Annotated in this window: 1 protein-coding gene; it reads left to right on the forward strand. The window is 69.2% G+C overall.

Annotation, left to right across the window (positions count from 1 at the left end):
• Positions 1-44: 44 nt before the first annotated feature.
• Positions 45-1424: a wax ester/triacylglycerol synthase domain-containing protein gene (locus tag JOE30_RS00465; protein ID WP_204868947.1), complete on the forward strand. Its 1380-nt coding sequence runs from the start codon at positions 45-47 to the stop codon at positions 1422-1424.
• Positions 1425-1475: the final 51 nt, after the last annotated feature.

Here is a 1475-nt window from a genome sequence, read left to right on the forward strand (position 1 = left end):
TCCGGCGAACCGTACGACGCTCCACCCCCGCCCGAGGGCGACCGATGACGTCCCGTGACGCCCTCAACCTCTATCTCGAGTCGCCGCACACGTCGGCGATCCTCATCCACGCCTTCGTCGTCGACGTCGCCGCCGGTCCCGGCGCCGGACTACGTACGCACGCCGATGCGGTGGCCTACGCCCGCTCGATCGTGCATCTCGACCCGATCTTCCGGCAGCGGCTCCACCGTTTCCCCGGCGACGTGCACTACCCGTTCTGGGTGGACGACCCGGACGCTGACGTCGACTCGCACGTCACCGTGACGCACCAGCAGGACGGCGACGTCGAGATCGTGCGCCGCCGGACGGTGGAACTCTCCCGTGAGTTCTTCGACTTCACGACCGGGCCGGCGTGGCAACTGCACTTCCTGGTGGACCTGCACGGTGTCGACGGGGTTCCCGACGGCGGCACGGTGATGATCGCCAAGTTCCACCACAGCGCGATCGACGGTGTGAGTGCCTCCGACCTCATCTCCCGCATGTTGTCCCCCACTCCGGCTGAGCCGCGACCGGAGACCGCCGAGGTTCCGGTTCCCGGTCGAGTGCGGGCACTCTCTCGCGTTCCGGCCGACCTGGTGCGCCTCGCCGCGGTGGCGGTCCGCTGGTCGACACGGTCTCGCACCGGGACTCCACCGGCGTCGTCGACCGCGCCGACCGCAGTGCCCGCGACACGGTTCAACGGCGACAAGGAACCGGACATGTCGTGGGACCTGACGTGGTTCGACCTCGACCGCATCCGGCGCGTCAAGTCCGCGTACCCGGGCACGACGGTCAACGACATGCTCACCGCGATCATCTCGCTCGCCCTCTCGACGTACCTCGAGGAACGGGGCGAGTTGCCTGCGGGCAGTCTCTCGATCTCGATGCCGATGAGCACACGCTCGCTCACCGATGCGACCACCGCGAACCAACTCACGCCGATGATGGTCGACCTGCACACCGACGTGCCGGATCCGGCGGAACGCCTCCGCAGGATTCACGAGTCACTGGTGGCGGCGAAGGAATCGGTGGCGCGCTCCACCGAGCGCACGGGCCCACCACACCCTCTCGGTGCGTTGCCCTCGGTCGTGGTTCCCGTGATCGGTGCCCTCACGCGGGCACCGTCGACCGATCCCGCGACGGCACCGGTGACCACGATGCTCAGCAACGTGAGCTACGGACGTGGGCCACTCGCGCTGCTCGGCGCGCCGGTGGTCGGCTGCTACGGAGTTCTTCCCGCCGTGCGCGGGGTGCATCTCACGCACTCGGCGCGATCGGTCGGCACGTCGATCTCCCTGTCCGTCGCGGCGAACGGACAGTCCCTGCCGGACATCGAGCACTACATGGACATCGTCCGACACGCACTCGATCTCCTGGACCCGGACGTCGACACGACTCGGGCCTGACCGCGGCGGGACGGCGCTGGTCGCGTCGTCCCGCCCGTCGGTCCGGCCTCG

Source organism: Rhodococcus sp. PvP016 (genome assembly GCF_017832185.1).
Taxonomy (GTDB): domain Bacteria; phylum Actinomycetota; class Actinomycetes; order Mycobacteriales; family Mycobacteriaceae; genus Rhodococcoides.

Excerpts from the sequence above, each read along its gene's own strand:
- JOE30_RS00465 (WP_204868947.1), top strand. The coding sequence starts at position 45 with ATGACGTCCCGTGACGCCCTCAACCTCTATCTCGAGTCGCCGCACACG.